Annotated in this window: 15 protein-coding genes and 1 rRNA gene; 5 read left to right on the top strand and 11 right to left on the bottom strand. The window is 72.9% G+C overall.

Annotation, left to right across the window (positions count from 1 at the left end; all coding sequences use genetic code 11):
* Nucleotides 1–109 precede the first annotated feature (109 nt).
* Nucleotides 110–889 carry a hypothetical protein gene (locus tag ACZ56E_RS19680; protein ID WP_471215717.1) on the bottom strand — a complete coding sequence of 260 codons (780 nt, stop codon included), beginning with the start codon at nt 887–889 and terminating at the stop codon, nt 110–112.
* Nucleotides 890–1051: 162 nt separating this feature from the next.
* Nucleotides 1052–2779 (bottom strand): DNA repair protein RecN, encoded by a 1728-nt coding sequence (gene recN, locus ACZ56E_RS19675; protein ID WP_471216385.1) that lies wholly within the window; start codon nt 2777–2779, stop codon nt 1052–1054.
* 202 nt (nt 2780–2981) lie between these two features.
* On the opposite strand from recN, the gene ACZ56E_RS19670 reads away from it, so the two are divergent.
* Entirely contained in the window at nt 2982–4337 is a 1356-nt protein-coding gene (locus ACZ56E_RS19670; protein WP_471215715.1) for an FtsX-like permease family protein, read from the top strand.
* A 126-nt stretch (nt 4338–4463) separates the two neighbouring features.
* Here the strand turns inward: ACZ56E_RS19670 and ACZ56E_RS19665 are convergent, their stop codons facing one another.
* From ACZ56E_RS19665 to ACZ56E_RS19655, 3 genes are read right to left on the bottom strand one after another with little or no spacing between them, the layout of a single operon-like run.
* Nucleotides 4464–5369, bottom strand: coding sequence for an NAD kinase (locus tag ACZ56E_RS19665; RefSeq protein ID WP_471215713.1), 906 nt, complete (start codon nt 5367–5369; stop codon nt 4464–4466).
* 11 nt (nt 5370–5380) lie between these two features.
* A complete protein-coding gene (locus ACZ56E_RS19660) occupies nt 5381–6196 on the bottom strand; it encodes a TlyA family RNA methyltransferase (protein ID WP_471215711.1) in 816 nt (271 codons plus the stop codon).
* Nucleotides 6197–6203: 7 nt separating this feature from the next.
* Nucleotides 6204–6515: a hypothetical protein gene (locus ACZ56E_RS19655; protein ID WP_468612267.1), complete on the bottom strand. Its 312-nt coding sequence runs from the start codon at nt 6513–6515 to the stop codon at nt 6204–6206.
* Between the two features lie 42 nt (nt 6516–6557).
* Between ACZ56E_RS19655 and ACZ56E_RS19650 the strand changes: the two genes are divergently transcribed.
* Entirely contained in the window at nt 6558–6905 is a 348-nt protein-coding gene (locus tag ACZ56E_RS19650) for an alkyl sulfatase C-terminal domain-containing protein (RefSeq protein WP_471215709.1), read from the top strand.
* On the opposite strand, the gene ACZ56E_RS19645 is transcribed toward ACZ56E_RS19650, so the two are convergent.
* The 3 genes from ACZ56E_RS19645 to ACZ56E_RS19635 all read right to left on the bottom strand — a co-directional run bounded on the left by ACZ56E_RS19645 (nt 6889) and on the right by ACZ56E_RS19635 (nt 9871).
* Nucleotides 6889–7728, bottom strand: a complete 840-nt coding sequence (locus tag ACZ56E_RS19645) for an ABC transporter ATP-binding protein (protein ID WP_471215707.1) — start codon at nt 7726–7728, stop codon at nt 6889–6891. The genes ACZ56E_RS19650 and ACZ56E_RS19645 overlap by 17 nt on opposite strands.
* A 74-nt stretch (nt 7729–7802) precedes the next feature.
* Entirely contained in the window at nt 7803–8831 is a 1029-nt protein-coding gene (locus ACZ56E_RS19640) for a FecCD family ABC transporter permease (RefSeq protein ID WP_471215705.1), read from the bottom strand.
* Nucleotides 8828–9871, bottom strand: a complete 1044-nt coding sequence (locus ACZ56E_RS19635; protein WP_471215703.1) for a FecCD family ABC transporter permease — start codon at nt 9869–9871, stop codon at nt 8828–8830. The genes ACZ56E_RS19640 and ACZ56E_RS19635 overlap by 4 nt, the downstream gene beginning before the upstream one ends.
* A 99-nt stretch (nt 9872–9970) precedes the next feature.
* Here ACZ56E_RS19635 and ACZ56E_RS19630 point away from each other — a divergent pair, with 99 nt between their 5' ends.
* A complete protein-coding gene (locus ACZ56E_RS19630; protein WP_471215701.1) occupies nt 9971–10804 on the top strand; it encodes a siderophore-interacting protein in 834 nt (277 codons plus the stop codon).
* A 140-nt stretch (nt 10805–10944) separates the two neighbouring features.
* Here ACZ56E_RS19630 and ACZ56E_RS19625 read toward each other — a convergent pair whose 3' ends face one another.
* Nucleotides 10945–11997, bottom strand: coding sequence for an HAD hydrolase-like protein (locus ACZ56E_RS19625; RefSeq protein ID WP_471215699.1), 1053 nt, complete (start codon nt 11995–11997; stop codon nt 10945–10947).
* Nucleotides 11998–12069: 72 nt separating this feature from the next.
* Between ACZ56E_RS19625 and ACZ56E_RS19620 the strand changes: the two genes are divergently transcribed.
* Nucleotides 12070–13380 carry a DUF1015 family protein gene (locus ACZ56E_RS19620; protein ID WP_471215697.1) on the top strand — a complete coding sequence of 437 codons (1311 nt, stop codon included), beginning with the start codon at nt 12070–12072 and terminating at the stop codon, nt 13378–13380.
* Between the two features lie 67 nt (nt 13381–13447).
* On the opposite strand, the gene ACZ56E_RS19615 is transcribed toward ACZ56E_RS19620, so the two are convergent.
* Nucleotides 13448–14242 carry a tetratricopeptide repeat protein gene (locus ACZ56E_RS19615; RefSeq protein ID WP_471216383.1) on the bottom strand — a complete coding sequence of 265 codons (795 nt, stop codon included), beginning with the start codon at nt 14240–14242 and terminating at the stop codon, nt 13448–13450.
* Here ACZ56E_RS19615 and ACZ56E_RS19610 point away from each other — a divergent pair.
* Complete coding sequence (locus ACZ56E_RS19610; protein WP_471216437.1) at nt 14213–15499, top strand: hypothetical protein; 1287 nt, start codon at nt 14213–14215, stop codon at nt 15497–15499. The genes ACZ56E_RS19615 and ACZ56E_RS19610 overlap by 30 nt on opposite strands.
* A gap of 119 nt (nt 15500–15618) precedes the next feature.
* Here the strand turns inward: ACZ56E_RS19610 and rrf are convergent.
* Nucleotides 15619–15735: ribosomal RNA gene (gene rrf / locus ACZ56E_RS19605) — 5S ribosomal RNA — on the bottom strand.
* Between the last annotated feature and the right edge of the window lie 212 nt (nt 15736–15947).

Below are 15947 nucleotides of genomic sequence, written 5' to 3'. Positions count from 1 at the left end.
CCAACGCCGGCACCCAAGGCCACGCCCAGCGCGTGCGCACCGGCGTCCCCGATCATCACGCGCTCACCGAAGTCATCGCGAAGCACAGCCGCCCCGCCCCGCCCCGAACTCAGCCGAGACCCACCCCCGCCACCCGGCTCACCTCATCCCCGTACACCACCGCAGCCACCACCGCCGCAGCGTGCAGCACCAAACCCACACGCCCGTTGCCCGCGACGACAGCGGCACCCAGAGCCGCGCCCAACGCATGCGCGCCCGCGTCGCCGAGCATCGCGTGCTCGCCGATGTCGTCGGGGAGGGCGGCTGCGGCGGCCCCCATGGACGCGGCGGCGACGACCGCGCCCGGTCCCTTGCGCAGCAGTCCCGGCGCGCCCAGCGCCAGTACGGTGGCGCAGGCGCGACCCGGGCGCACGTCGACGAGGTTCACGAAGTGTGCGGCCCCGGCGATCACCACGCCCGCGAGGACCTTGTCCACGGGACGCTCCTTGAGCAGCGCCCCGGTGGCGAGCCCCGCCGCCGAGATGCCGAACAGCTTCACGGCACCGCTGGTGACCTCGCCGCTCCGCAGCGCCCCGAGGTGCGCGCGGAACCCGCGGCGCGGGTCACCGGCTCCCACCATGTCGTCGTACGCCCCACAGGCACCGGCCGCGAGCACGGCCAGGGCGGCGGCCGTCCGCGGACCGGCGGGCAGCACGGCGGCACCGGCCGCGGCGCCGACGGCGGCAGCGGGCCCGGCGTACAACTCGACGTTCTTCCCCGCGTAGTTCCGCCGCGTCCACCGGGCGGCCCCGCCGGGCGCACGCGAACGCAGTACGGCGGTCGCGGCGCGGGTGACACCGGCGGCGGCGAGCAGCGCGCCGAGCCGCCGGCCGGACGTGGATTCGATCATGCGATCACCCTACGTCCGCCCGCCCAGGGACCCGGGGCCGGTCCGGCGGGTCATGCCGTGGGTCGCGGGGTCTGCCACGCCGATCTGCGGCGTGCCAGGCCCTGCCGACCCGCACCGAAAAGTGGCCGCCACCCCCACGCAACCCGACCCGCCGGACAAGCCCTAGCCGTCGCCCCGGGCCGTGGCCAGCAGTTCCTCCGCGTGTGCCCGGGCCGTCTCGGAGTCCTCCTGGCCCGCCAGCATCCGCGACAGCTCCCGCACCCGGGCCTCGCCCTCCAGGACCTGGACTCCGGAGCGGGTCACCATCCCGTCGTTCGTCTTCTCGACCAGCAACTGGCGGTCGGCGAAGGCCGCGACCTGCGGGAGGTGCGTGACCACCACGACCTGCGCCGACTTGGCGAGGCGTGCGAGGCGCCGGCCGATCTCGACCGCCGCCTTGCCGCCGACGCCCGCGTCGACCTCGTCGAAGAGGTACGTGGGGACCGGGTCCGTGCCCGCGAAGACCACCTCGACGGCGAGCATCACGCGCGACAGCTCACCGCCCGACGCGCCCTTGGCGATGGGCCGGGCCGGGGCACCCGGATGCGGGGCGAGGAGCAGCTCGACCTCGTCGACGCCCGCGGGGCCGTACGCGACCGTGCGGCCGCCGACCTCCACGCCGTCCGACCCCTCGGGCACCTCCGTGCTGCTGATGGCGATCGACACGCGCGCGTGGGGCATCGCCAGCGAGGCGAGCTCCTCGGTGACGGCCGCGGCGAACCGCGACGCCGCCTCCTGCCGCGCCTCGGTCAACGCCTGGGCGAGCCCGGCGAGTTCGGCACGCAGCGCGTCCCGCTCGGCGGTCAGCTCGCCCAGCCGGTCGTCGTCGCCCTCCAGTTCGGTGAGGCGCGCCGCGCCCTCCTCCGCCCAGGCGAGCACGGCGTCGATGTCCGCGCCGTACTTCCGGGTGAGCTGTGTCAGCGCGGCCCTGCGCTCCTCGACGGCCGAGAGCCGCAGCGGGTCGGCGTCCAGGTCGTCGGCGTATCCGGCGAGCTCGCCCGCCACGTCGCCCAGCAGGATCCCGATCTCACCGAGGCGCTCGGCGAGGGCGGACAGGGCGGGGTCGTGGGAGCGTACGGCCTCCAAGGCCCGGGAGGCGCCCGCGACCAGTGCCGTGGCGTCGATGCCCTCGGGGTCCTCGGGGTTGCCCGCGAGCGCGGCGTGCGCGGACGTGGCGGCGGAGGCGAGGGCCTCCGCGTGACCGAGCCGCTCGGCCTCGGCCGCCAGTTCGACGTCCTCGCCCGCGCGCGGCTCGACCCCCGCGATCTCGTCGAGTCCGAAGCGGAGCAGATCCGCTTCCTGGGCGCGCTCCCGCGCGCGCGTGGTGATCTCCTCGACCTCGGCGGTGACGGCCCGCAGCCTGCGGTAGGCGGCCGTGTACTTGGCGAGCGGCACGGAGACCGCGTCGCCCGCGTACCGGTCGAGGGCGCCGCGCTGCCGGGCGGGCTTGAGCAGACCCTGCTGATCGGTCTGGCCGTGCACGGCGACGAGGTCGTCGGCGAGTTCGGCGAGCAGACCGACCGGCACCGAGCGCCCCCCGAGGTGCGCCCGCGAGCGCCCCTCCGCCGAGACGGTCCGGCTGATCAGCAGCGCCCCGTCGTCGAGTTCGGCCCCGGCCTCCTCGGCACGCACGACCGCCGCGGCGTCGGCGGGCACGGCGATGCGCCCCTCCACCACCGCCGACTTCGCGCCGATCCGCACCAAAGCGGGATCCGCGCGACCGCCGAGCAGCAGGCCAAGGCTGGTGACCACCATCGTCTTGCCCGCACCGGTCTCACCCGTCACGGCGGTGAAGCCCGGCGACAGCTCGACGACCGCGTCGTCGATGACTCCGAGCGACCGTATCCGCATCTCCTCCAACACGGACACGACCTTACGAGGTCTGCGGCCCGCTGTGCGACGGGCCCTGGCCTCCGGCCGCGAAGGCGCAGGTCGAAACGGCGCATCCGCGTCCGCTGTCACCCGCCGGAGTGGAGGGGTGGGGTTATCCCCAGCAAGATCCACCAGCTCACCGCATGGCTCCGCGCCCACACCCCCGGAGACCATGATCCACATGGCAACAGGACTGGCACAGGCGGCGCTGCGCGCCCACCGCCCGGCATTCGTGGGCACGGCCGTGGCCGCGCTCTTCGCGGCGACCGTGGTGAGCGCGTCGACGATGATGCTCGGCACGACGAGCACCGACCGCCCCGGGCTCTCCGCACCGGCCCGCAGGCAGATCACGGAGAACGGCGTGGGCGACATGGCGGTCGTCCTTCTGATCGGCTCCATCTACATGTCGATTTTTGTGGTCGTCTCGACGATGGGCACGGCCGTCGCGCAGCAGCACCGCGAGCTGGCGCTGGTGCGTTCCATCGGTGCCAGGCCGCGCCAGGTCCGCCGCGCGGTGGCCGTCCAGGCGCTCGCCGCGTCGGTCCCCGCCGCGCTCGCCGGCTTCGTGCTCGGCGGCTTCGCGGCCCGGTGGTGGCACGCCGGCATGGTCGACCACGGGCTGCTGCCCGCCGAGGCCGGCTTCCGCTTCAGCTGGCTCGCCCTGCCGGTGTGCGTCGGCGTGGCCGTGGTGACGACGACCGTCGCCGCGTTCCTGTCCGCGCTGCGGTTCTCGCTGCTCCGCCCGGCCCGCGCCCTGAGCGAGGCCGCCACGGGCCGCCGCGGGCTCGGCATGCTGCGGGCGCCGCTCGGTGTGCTGGCGGTGGCGGGTGCCTGCTTCGTCTCCGTACTCCTGTCGAAGCAGCCCGCGGCCGAGGCGAGCGAGGGCGCCTTCCTCGTCCTCATCCTCTTCTGCGTCGGCGCCGGACTGCTCGGCCCGCGCCTGATCGGCCCCGCGGCCTGGCTGGTCTCGGCGGCCGTCGGCCGGTTCGGCCCCAGCGCACGCCTGGCGATGCTCAACGTCCGCTCGCAGCCCCGCCGCTTCTCCGCCGCGGTCGTCCCCCTCGTCCTGGTCGTGGGCTTCGGCCTCACCAAGATCGGCATGCACACGACCGCCCAGCACCACACAGGCTCCGCGGGCAGCCCGGGCGAGGTCTGGCTCGACTACGTGGGCACGGGTCTGTACGCGGGCTTCGCCGCCATCGCCGCGGCGAACACCCTCGCCATGATCTCCTTCGAGCGCCGGCGCGACGTGGCGCTGCTGCGGGTCGTCGGCAGCCGGCGGGGGCAGGTGGGTGCCATGGCGGCCTGGGAGGCGGTGGTGGTCGCCGGCACGGCGCTGCTGCTCGGCTGCGCGATCGCGATCGGCACGCTGGCCCCGATCCTCAGCACGGCCTTCGGCTCGGCGCTGCCGTACCTGCCGTGGCCCGTACCGACGGGCCTGGTGGCGGGCACGCTGCTCCTCACGCTGCTGGCGACGGGCGTTCCGGTCCAGGCGGCGGTACGGAGGCGCGCGATCTCCGAGCTCAGCGCAACATAGGGGTCGAGGGCTCCAGGGGCGCCCCTGCAGGGGCGCGGGGAACTGCGCGACCAGCCACAGGCAACCGGCACCGCGCAACCCCCCGAACCACCCCCGACGGGGCGACACCGCCCACCCGGCGGAGCGTCAGTGAGGCGCCCCGCGCCACCCCGCCACCGGCAACGCGAACTTGGCGACAAGCCGATCCGTGAACGACGCATGGTGCAACCGAGCAAGCCGCACCGGCACCTCCCCCCTGCGCACCTCCACCCGCGCCCCGGAAGGCAGCTCCAGCGTCCGGCGCCCATCGCACCACAGCACGCCGTGCGGTGTGTCCGGCTGCACCTCGACCGCGAGCACGGAGTCCGGCGAGGTCACCAGGGGCTTGGCGAACAGGGCGTGCGCGCTGATCGGCACCATGAGCAGCGCCTCGACCTCCGGCCACACCACGGGCCCGCCCGCGGAGAACGCGTACGCCGTCGAACCGGTCGGCGTCGCGCAGACGATCCCGTCGCAGCCGAACCCGGTGACGGGCCGCCCGTCGATCTCCAGGACGACCTCGAGCATCCGCTCGGGCGACACCTTCTGCACGGCGGCCTCGTTCAGCGCCCAGTCGCGGTGCACGACGTCGCCGTTGCGGTGCACGACGACGTCGATCGTCATGCGCTCCTCGACCTCGTACGCCCTGGTGACCACCCGGTCGACGACCTTGTCGAGGTCGTCCCGCTCGGCCTCAGCGAGGAAGCCCACGCGCCCGAGGTTCACCCCGAGCATCGGCACCCCGGACGCCCGGGCGAAGTCGGCGCCCCGCAGCAGCGTCCCGTCACCGCCGAGGACGACGATCAGCTCGCAGTCGTCGATGCACTCGGCGGTGGCCTCCTCGACCGTCTGCACCTCGTCGGGCAGCGTCAGGTCCACCGCCTCCGCGTCCAGGACGCGCACGCCGATGCCGCTGCGCAGCAGCCCCTGCACGACGAGCTCGGCGCTGCGGATGGCCGCAGGCCGTCCGGTGTGCGCGAGCAGGAAGACGGTACGAGCTCGGGTCTGGGTCACTCGGGTCTGGGTCAACGGGGCCCCTCCGCCACGGCACGGTCAACGTCCGCCGGGTCCAGCTCATCGGCCCCGGCGCGCAGCCACAGAAAGTACTCGACGTTCCCGGAGGGTCCGGGCAGTGGGCTGGCGGTCACGCCGCGCACCCCGAGGCCGAGCCCCCACGCCTGCCGTGCCACCCCGCGCACGGCGTCGGCCCGCAGTTCGGCGCTGCGCACCACACCGCCGCTGCCGAGCCGCTCCTTGCCCACCTCGAACTGCGGCTTGACCATCAGGACGAGGTCCGCGTCGGGTGCCGCGCACCGCACGAGGGCGGGCAGCACGAGGCCGAGCGGGATGAAGGAGAGGTCGCCGACGACCACGTCGACGGGGGTTCCGTCGATGGCTTCGAGCGTCAACTCGCGTACGTTCGTCCGGTCCTTCACGGTGACGCGTTCGTCGCTCTGCAGCGACCACGCGAGCTGGCCGTAGCCGACGTCGACGGCCACGACGTGCGCGGCGCCGGCGCGCAGCAGCACGTCGGTGAAGCCGCCGGTGGAGGCGCCCGCGTCCAGCGCGCGCCGCCCCTCGACGGCGAGCCCGAGCGGCGCGAAGGCGGCGAGGGCGCCCGCGAGCTTGTGCCCGCCGCGCGATACGTAGTCGGGGTCGCTGTCGTCCTGCGAGACCACGATCGCGGCGGCCGTCTCGACCTGGGTCGCCGCCTTGGTCGCGACGGTCTTGCCGACCGCGACCCGGCCTGCGGCGATCAGCTGGCTCGCGTGCTCGCGCGAGCGCGCGAGCTTCCTGCGGACGAGCTCGGCGTCGAGGCGGCGTCGTGCCACTCCTGCCACGTTCGGTTCAGCTCCTGTCGTACGAAGATGATGAGGGCGCCCCGACGGGTGCCGGTGGGCCGGGGCGCGCGTCCAGCGCGGTCAGCGCGTCGCGCAGGCCCCGGTGTACATCCTCGTACACCTCGATGTGGCCGTCCGTGGCGAGGTGGTCGGCATCGCCGAGCCGGGCGAGGGCGGCGTCCACGTCGGCGTCGCCGGTGGGCGTGCGCTCGACGCCGAGGGGCGCGGGGGCGGCGGGGTCGTACGACGGCTCGTCCGGAACCTGAGGCTCCGGCCGCACCGCCTCCCCTTCTTCGGGGCCCGCGTATGAGTCGCTCATGGCACGACGCTACCTCGTGGGCCCGGTGTACGGTCGATCACGATGGCGACCATGGCGGAGTGCCGTACCGCACTCGACAGACTCTCGGACACGCTCGCGTCCGCCGACGGCGACGTGCGCGGCGCCGCTGCCCTGAACCGCTCGCTGAGCTGCCACATCACCGACCTCGACGCCACCTTCACCGGCCGGCTCGAGAACGGCCGGATCAGGGTGCTCGACGACCACCCGGGCCCGCCGCGCGAGAAGGCGGAGATCCGCCTCGCGATGACGGGCGACGACCTGGTGTCGATGGTGGGCGGCGAGCTCAACTTCGCGAAGGCCTGGGCCTCCGGCCGGGTCAAGCTGGAGGCGGGCTTCCGGGACCTGCTGAAGCTCAGATCGCTGCTTTGACCGGGGCCCGCCGCCCGGCGCGGGCGGCGGGGATCACCAGCGGCGTCCCCGTCTCCGGGTCGTCGATCACCCGGCACTGGATCCCGAAGGCCTGCTCCACCAGCTCCGCCGTGACGATCTCGGACGGCGGGCCCTCGGCGAGCACCGCGCCGTCGCGCAGCGCGATGAGGTGCGTGGCGTAGCGGGCGGCGTGGTTGAGGTCGTGCAGGACGGCGACGAGCGTGCGGCCCTGCTCCTCGTGGAGCTCGGCGCAGAGGTCGAGGACGTCGAGCTGGTGCTGGATGTCGAGGAAGGTCGTCGGCTCGTCAAGGAGCAGCAGCGGGGTCTGCTGCGCGAGCGCCATGGCGATCCAGACGCGCTGGCGCTGGCCGCCGGAGAGCTCGTCGACGTAGCGCTCGGCGAGTTCACGCACACCGGTCGACGCCATGGACTCGTCGACGATCCGCTCGTCGTCCTCCGACCACTGCCGCAGCAGCCCTTGGTGGGGGTAGCGGCCGCGGGCGACGAGGTCGCCGACCGTGATGCCGTCGGGCGCGATGGACGACTGCGGCAGCAGGCCGAGCGTCTTGGCGACCTTCTTCGCCGGCATCGACTGGATGACGTTCCCGTCGAGCAGCACCCGGCCCGCGGCCGGCTTGAGCATCCGGGACAGGGCGCGCAGCAGCGTGGACTTGCCGCAGGCGTTGGGGCCCACGATCACGGTGAAGGAGTTGTCGGGGATCTCGACGGACAGCTTCGACGCGATGACGCGCTGGTCATAGCCGAGGGTGACGTCGTCGGCGACGAGCCGGTTCACAGCAGCACGCTCCTGCTTCTGGTTCATGGGCTGGTTCGAGTCCTTGGACTTCGCGGGATCCGCGGGATCCGCGGGATTCGCGGCGGGTTCCGGGCGGGACTTCATATGCGGCCCGCCTTGCGCTGGGTGACGAGCAGCCAGAGCAGGTAGACGCCGCCGAGCACGCCGGTGACGACGCCGACGGGCAGCTGGTCCGCGCCGAAGGCCCGCTGCGAGGCCCAGTCCGCGACGATCAGGAGCGTGGCGCCCATGAACATGGCGGGCATGAGGTTGGGGCCGGGCGACCGCGTGAGCCGGCGCGCCAGCTGCGGCGCGGTGAGCGCGACGAAGCTGACCGGCCCCGCGGCGGCGGTGGCGGCCGCGGTGAGCAGCACGGAGGCCGTCAGCAGGACGAGGCGGGTGCGTTCGACGCGTACGCCGAGCGAGTTCGCGGTGTCGTCGCCCATCTCCAGCATCCGCAGCGGACGCCCGTACACGAGCACGAGCGGTACGAGGACGGCGCAGAGCACGAGCAGCGGCCACACCTGCTCCCAGTCGCGGCCGTTGAGGGAGCCGGTCATCCAGACCACGGAACGGGCGGCGTCGACGAAGTCGGCCTTGGTGAGCAGATAGCCGTTGATGGCCGTGATGAACGCGGAGACGCCGATGCCGACGAGGACGAGCCGGTAACCGTGCACCCCGCGCTTCCAGGCGAGCAGGTAGATGGTGAGGCCGGTGACGAGACCGCCGACGAGCGCGCCGCCCGCGACCTCGGCCGCGCTGCCCTGGAACAGGACGATCATGGTGAGCGCCCCGGCGGTCGAGCCCTGGCCGAGGCCGAGCACGTCGGGGCTGCCCAGCGGATTGCGGGCGATGGACTGGAAGAGCGCGCCGCCGAGCCCGAGGGCCGCGCCCACCAGGAGCCCGACAAGGACCCGCGGCAGTCGCAGGTCGTTGATGATGAACTCCTGCCCGGCGTCGCCGTCACCCAGCAGGGTGCGGATGACGTCGGCGGCCGGGATGGGGAAGTCACCGGTGCCGATCAGGACGACGCTCGCGGCGAGCGCGGCGACGACGAGGAGGGCCACGACCACGGCCGTGCGGACGTCGAGCCGGACGGAGACGCCGCCCCTGGTGCGTATCGCCTTCACAGCTGGGCCACCTTCCGACGGCGTACGAGGAAGATGAAGACCGGCGCGCCGATGACCGCGGTCACGATGCCCACCTGGAGCTCCGAGGGCCGTGCCACGACGCGTCCGACGACGTCCGCGCCGAGCAGCAGGACCGGCGAGAGGACGGCCGCGTACGGCAGGATCCAGCGCATGTCGGGCCCGGTGAAGGAGCGCACGATGTGCGGCACCATCAGGCCGACGAACACGATCGGTCCGCAGGCGGCGGTCGCGGCCCCGCACAGCAGGGTGGCCGCCGCCATGGCGAGGACGCGGGTACGGGTGAGGTGGGCGCCGAGCGCGCGGGCGGTGTCGTCGCCCATGGCCATGGCGTTCAGCGGCCGGGCCAGGGAGAGCGCGAGCACGGTGCCGATCGCGAGGAACGGCAGCACCTGCTCGATGGTGTCCATGTGGGCGGAGGCGAGGGAGCCGACCGTCCAGAAACGCATCTTGTTGAGCGCGGCGCCGTCCATGATCATGACGGCTTGCAGATAGCCGTAGAGCGCCGCGCTGAGCGCGGTCCCGGCCAGCGCGAGCCGCACCGGGGTCGCCCCGCGCGAGCCGCCGAGGAGGTAGAGCAGTACGCCGACGAGCAGCGCTCCCACGAACGCGAACCACACATAGCCGCTCAGCGAGGTGACGCCGAAGAAGCTGATCGCGGTGACGACCGCGGCCGAGGCGCCGAGGTTGATGCCGAGCAGTCCGGGGTCGGCCAGCGGGTTGCGGGTGAGGGCCTGCAGGACGGCGCCGGAGAGGCCGAGCGCGACGCCGGCGAGTACCCCGAGCAGGCTGCGCGCGAGCCGCTCACCCACCACGACGTCCGCGTACGTCCCCGTGTCGTGGAACAGCCCGTGCCAGACCTGGTCCATGGACATCGATTTGGCGCCGACCGCGACGCTCGTCAGGAAGACGAGCAGCAGGACGGCCATCGAGACGAGCAGCCCGACGCTGCGTATCGCCCGGCGTTCGGGGGGCGCGGGGGCGGTCTCCGCGCGGCTTCCAGGGGGACTGTCGACCAACACCGGGTTAGGTTAGCCTACCCTCGCACTCGACTTCGAAGAGACTCCGACGAGAGAAGCACCACCCATGCACGCAGCCCGGCGCTCCGCGAGGCACCCGCGATGACCGACTCCCCGTACCGGTACTTCGACGTCCAGGTGCTGCGCACCGAGCACGTCACCCCCGCCATGATCCGGGTGACCCTCGGCGGCGCAGAGCTGTCCGGCATGGCGGCGGGCGGCCCCGACCAGCGCATCAAGATCTTCCTGCCGCACCCCGGCCAGGACGGCCCGGTCATGCCGGACACCGGCTCCGGGGACACCTCCGAGTGGTACGCCGCGTGGTGCGCCCTCGACCCGTCGGTGCGGGGCATCATGCGCACGTACACGACCCGGCGCCTGCGCCGCGACCCGGACGAGCTGGTCGTCGACTTCGCCGTCCACGACCCGGTGCCCTCGCCCGCCGACGGTCCGGCGACCAGCTGGGCGCGGACCGCGCGCCCCGGCGCCCGCATCGGCGTCCTCGGCCCGGTCGAGGAGGAGAACGCGGCGTACGACTTCCGCCTGCCCGAGGACACCGACTGGCTGCTCCTCGCGGCGGACGAGTCGGCGCTGCCCGCCGTCGCGAACATCCTCGAAAAGCTCCCGGCCGGTCTGCCGACCCGCGTCTGGATCGAGGTCCACGACCTCGCCGACCGCCAGGACCTGCCCACCGAGGCCGACGCGGAGATCCACTGGCTCACCCGCGAGGGCGCCACCACGGCGGCGATCCGCGGGGCGGACCTCCCCGAAGGCATCCCGTACGCCTGGATCGCCGGCGAGTCCGCGACCGTCAAGGCCGTCCGCCGCCACCTCGTCGGGGATCGCGGCTTCGACCGCAAGAGGGTGTCGTTCTCGGGCTACTGGCGCAAGGGCACGACGACGGACCAACTGATCGACAGCGGCGAAAGCGCCTGACGCCGAACCGTCGCACCGGTACCGCGCCCGCCAGGACCCTCCTCCTGAGCGGGCGCTTTCCATCTCCGACCGCGCACCGCGGGGCGCGGGGCGCGGGAACACAACTCCCGGCGGGAACTGCTCTCTCCGTCCCCCGGAACTCACAGCCCCAGCCGGGACAACGCCTTCCCCGCGTCCAGCTCACACGCGCCGTCACCGGCGTCCGTCCAGGCCGCCGCGCACAGTGCCCGCAGCCCGTCCATGGCCTCACCCTCCCCGTCGAGCGCGAGCTCCTCGCCGCGCACCGAAGCGGTCCACCCGCCGCAGCCGAACCCGGTCTCCACCGGGGTGACTTCGGGCTGGCCGGTGAGCATCCCGCGCAGATCCGCGTCCACGTACGTCGGCCGGTGCTCGGGCCGCGCGGCCAGCAGCTGCGCGCCGTCCGTGACGCCGGTCAGCACGAGCAGCGAGTCCACCTCTCCGTTGAACGCGCCCTCGATGTCCGTGTCCAGGCGGTCGCCCACCACCAGCGGCCGCTCGGCGCCGGTCCGCAGGATCGTCTCCCGGTGCATCGGCGGCAGCGGCTTGCCCGCGACCTGCGGCTCGGCGCCCGTCGCGATCCGGACGACCTCGACCGCCGCGCCATTGCCGGGCGCGATACCGCGGGCGCTCGGGATCGTCAGGTCCGTGTTCGAAGCGAACCACGGCACCCCGCGCGCGATCGCGTCACAGGCCTCCGCGAAGCGGCCCCACGCCAGGTCCGGCCCCCCGTACCCCTGCACGACCGCCGCCGGGTCGTCGTCGGCCGACTCGACGGGCTCGAGGCCCCGCTCGCGCAGCGCGACCCGCAGCCCCTCACCGCCGATCACCAGCACCCGCGCCCCCTCGGGCACATGCTCGCTCACCAGGCGGGCCGCCGCCTGCGCCGACGTGATGACGTCCGAGCCGTCGGTCGCGATGCCGAGCTCCGTCAGATGCTCCGCCACCGCGTCCGGTGTGCGCAGCGCGTTGTTCGTGACGTACGCGAGGTGCATGCCGCCGTCGCGCGCCGTGCCCAGCGACTCCACCGCGTGCACGATGGCCCGCCCACCCGCGTACACCACCCCGTCCAGGTCGAGCAGAGCCGTGTCGTAGACCTCACTCAGCGCCCGACCGCTGCCCTCCGGCCGTGTCCTCGCGCCCTTGTGGGCACTGCGGCCCGCGGTCTGGCTCATTACACATCGCTCCTCGCTCGATCCCACTCCCCCGATCATCGCTCATGCCACTGACACACATACGATGCCCTAATGAACACAGCGGGTCACACCGACGACAGCGGCCTCGACCTGATCCCGTTCCGGGGCGTGCGCTATGTCCCCGAACGGGTCGGCAGTCTCGCCGCGGTGACCTCACCGCCGTACGACGTGGTCGTACGCCCGGACGGCCTGCTGCACCTGGAGTCCGCCGACCCGCACAACATCGTCCGGCTGATCCTTCCCCAGGCCACCACCCCGGCCGCCCGCAACCAACAGGCCGCGGACACCCTCCACACCTGGCTCGCCGAGGGCATCCTCGCCCCCGACACCGAGCCCAGCCTGTACGTCTACGAACAGCGCGACAGCGACATCCTGCAGCGCGGCGTCATCGGCGCGCTCCGCCTGTCGCAGGCCACGGACGGCATCGTCCTGCCGCACGAGGGCGTCATGCCCCATGTAGTCGAGGACCGCGCCGCCCTGATGCGGGCCACCTCCGCCAACCTGGAGCCGCTGCTCCTCACCTACCGCAGCGACAGCGAGAGCGACGACGAGTACGCGTCGGGGCAGTCCGAGCCCGGCGGCGCGATGGCCGTCATCGAACGGACCGCCCAGCGCGAGCCCCTCCTGTCGACCACTACGGAGGACGGCTTCCACCACCGCCTGTGGTCCGTCACGGACCCCGCGGAGATCGCCGAGATCCAGTCGGACCTCTCCCACCACCAGGCCCTGATCGCCGACGGGCACCACCGCTGGGCGACCAATCTCCGCCTGCGCGCCGAGCAGCCGTCGCCGAGCGCCTGGGACTACGGCCTCGTCCTTCTGGTGGACACCGCCCGCTACCCGCTGCGAGTGCGTGCCATCCACCGCTATCTCCACCGGCTGCCGGTGGCCGACGCCCTCCAGGCCCTGGGTGACTCCTTCCGCATACGTACGGTCGAGGGCTCGCTCGACCACGCCCTCGAAGCCCTGGCGGAGTCCGCGGCGAAGAGCAACGCCTTCGTCCTCGCGGGCGACGGAGCCTTCCACCTCGTGGACCATCCGTCCCCGGACCTCCTCGCCCGCACGATCCCGGACGACCGCCCGGAGGCCTGGCGCACCCTGGACGCCACGGTCCTGCACTCGACTCTGCTCGACCACGTCTGGCAGATCCCCGACACCCCGGAACACATCGCGTACATCCACGACACGGCTGCGACGGTCGAGAAGGCAGAGCGCGACGGCGGCACCGCGGTCCTGATGCACCCGGTCCGTGAAGAGGTGGTCCGCGACCTGGCCCGGCAGGGTGTCACGATGCCCCGCAAGTCGACGTCCTTCGGCCCGAAGCCGGCGACGGGCCTGGTCCTGCGCGACCTTTCATTCTGACCCCCCGAAACGCAAAAAGGGCGGGCCCCCTCCACGGGAGCCCGCCCTTTTCTGCCTACTGCCTACGTCAGTCCTTGTCGCGCCCGTCGATGTCACGCTCATCGCTGTCGGCGTCGTCGAGCGTCTCGGCGTCGTCGAGGTCGTCGGCCTCGATGGCGACCGACTCGGCGGCGCCCTCGTCATCGCCCAGGGCGTCCACGAACTCGACGCCGTCCAGCTCGGCGAGCCGGTCCGATGCGTCGGTGCTGCCGTCCTTGTCGGACTCGATGACCTTCGCGAACCACTCGCGCGCCTCGTCCTCGCGCCCGGCGGAGAGCAGCGCGTCGGCGTACGCGTACCGCAGCCGCGCGGTCCAGGGCTGCACGGAGTTCGACGCCAGCTCGGGGCTCTGCAGGGTCACGATGGCCGCGTCGATCTGGTCCATGTCGCGGCGGGCTCCGGCGGCGACGAGCCGCATCTCGACCTGCCCAGCCTTGTCGAGCTTGTGCACCTCGGGCGCACCCGCCATCTCCAGCGCCTTCTCGGGCCGGCCGAGGCCGCGCTCGCAGTCCGCCATGACGGGCCACAGCTCGACGCTGCCGGTCATCCGCCGGGCGGCCCGGAACTCGGCGAGCGCCTCGCTGTACTTCTGGTTCGCGTACGCGGCGAAGCCGGCGGCCTCGCGCACGGCGGCGACCCTGGAGGCGAGGCGCAGGGCGATCCGCGAGTAGGCGTAGGCCTGCTCGGGGTCCTCGTCGATGAGCTTGGCGACCATCACCAGGTTCTTGGCGACGTCCTCGGCAAGCCCCTTGGGGAGGCTCTGCAGCTCCTGCTGTACGTCCTTGTCGATCTCGTGGCCCGTGACGTCCTCGGGGATCGGCAGCCGCCTGATCGGCTCGCGGTCACGGTCCCGGTCGTCGCGCCCACCACGGTAGCCACCGCGGTCGCCGTCACGCCGGTCGTCGCGCCCACGGAACCCACCGGGGCGTCCGCCACGGTCGTCGCGGCGCGGTCCACCGCGTCCACGGTCGTCACGGCCGCGGTCGTCCCGGCCGCGGTAGCCACCGCCACCACGGCTGTCGTCCCGCCCACCGCGGAACCCACCGCGGTCGCCGTCACGCCGGTCGTCCCGACGGTCGTCCCTGCGCTCGTACGGCCGGTCATCGCGACGCGGCCCGCTGCTCGGCCGCTCGTCGCGACGGAAGCCGCCACGGTCGCCGCGGTCGTTGTCCCGACGGTCATCACGACGATCGTCACGGCGGTCATCCCGACGGAAGGCGGGACGGTCGCCGTCGCGACGCTCATCGCGGCCACGGAAGCCACCACGGTCACGGTCGTCGCGACGCGGTCCGCTGCTGGGCCGGTCGTCACGGCGGAAGCCGCCACGGTCGCCGTCACGGCGGTCGTCGCGCCCGCGGAAGCCACCGCCACCACGGTTGTCATCGCGACGGAAGCCGCCACGGTCCCCGCGGTCGTTGTCCCGACGGTCATCGCGCCGATCGTCACGACGGTCATCACGCCGGAAGGCAGGCCGGTCACCATCGCGCCGGTCGTCACGGCGGAAGCCGCCACGATCGCCGTCACGACGGTCATCGCGCCCGCGGAAGCCACCGCCACCACGGTTGTCATCGCGACGGAAGCCACCACGGTCCCCACGGTCGTTGTCACGCCGGTCATCACGACGATCGTCCCTGCGGTCGTCACGACGGTCATCACGCCGGAAGGCAGGCCGGTCACCATCGCGCCGGTCATCGCGGCGGAAAGCGGGACGGTCACCGTCACGGCGGTCGTCACGGCCACGGAAGCCACCACGGTCACGGTCGTCACGGCGCGGCCCACTGCTCGGCCGCTCGTCACGACGGAACGGGGGGCGCCCACCGCGGTCCCGGTCACCCTCGCGACGGTCACCGCGGCTGTCGTCGCGACCCCGGTAGCCACCACCGCGGTTGTCACCCCGGCTGTCGCCACGACTGTCACCCCGGTTGCCGTCGCGGCGGTCGTCACGTCCGCGGAAACCACCGCGGTCACCACGGTCGTTGTCACGACGGGGAGCCCCGCGGTATCCGCCCCGGTCACCACCGTCCCGGCTGCGCTGCTCGCGCTCCGGTCGCTCGTCGGGAGAGTTGGGGGACATCGGTGACTCCTAGTCTTCGGTACCGCAGTCATTCTCGCGCAGCCTGCAGGCCGGCGCGCTTCGACAAAAACAAAAGGACCCTTGGTCCCAGCGTGGACGCTGGGACCAAGGGTCCTCCAAAAATTGTTCGGCGGCGTCCTACTCTCCCACAGGGTCCCCCCTGCAGTACCATCGGCGCTTTGAGGCTTAGCTTCCGGGTTCGGAATGTAACCGGGCGTTTCCCTCACGCTATGACCACCGAAACCCTATGAAATATCCTGAGCAGAGCACAGGATCTCAAACAGGGCAGCGAACAAGCACACTTTTCAATTTGATAGTGACGCTGTTCAGCCGACACAACTGTTCGTTGTTTCAGAACAAACACAGTGGACGCGAGCAACTGAGGACAAGCCCTCGGCCTATTAGTACCAGTCACCTCCACCCGTTACCGGGCTTCCAGATCTGGCCTATCAAC

It is taken from the genome of Streptomyces sp. NPDC039480, assembly GCF_055597165.1.
The sequence above is the reverse complement of the archived record's forward strand: the minus strand, read 5'-3'. Positions and strand labels throughout refer to the sequence as shown.